The sequence below is a fragment of the Polaromonas sp. P1_G2 genome, assembly GCF_056405515.1.
On the sequence record NZ_JBFUBY010001781.1, the window covers coordinates 1 to 357 of the forward strand.

The 357-nt window shown below is 60.2% G+C and carries 1 protein-coding gene; it reads right to left on the reverse strand.

Features of this window, described 5'->3' with window-relative positions; genetic code table 11:
- Positions 1-300 (reverse strand): aminotransferase class I/II-fold pyridoxal phosphate-dependent enzyme (locus tag AC1D0P_RS32565; protein WP_477680494.1); only part of this gene is annotated, 300 nt, incomplete at its 3' end.
- Positions 301-357: the final 57 nt, after the last annotated feature.

The window sequence follows — 357 nt, forward strand, 5'->3', positions numbered from 1 at the left end:
GCCTGGGAGTTCGGAGGCTTCGCGCGCGACGCTGAGTTCGGGGCGGGTATCGCCGAACGCTTCGTCGACGTGGAGGTGGCCGCCGCGGGAGCGGAGTATTTTGTGCAGCAGAAGAAGTGTCTGCGGCGCATGCAGCAAACCGTTTGGATTGTTGGGATTGACGACGATCAGCGTCCCATGGTCGGGACGAAGATCGTCGGCCGACGCGAGATGATCGACGGCAAAACCAGCACCTTCGAAACAGTGGTGATATTCACCATAGGTAGGCGAAACGATGCCCACCAGCTTCCCTCGCTGCACCAGACGCGGGAGAATCTGGATCAGTGATTGGGTTCCCGGGATTGGAAGCGGGAGAGT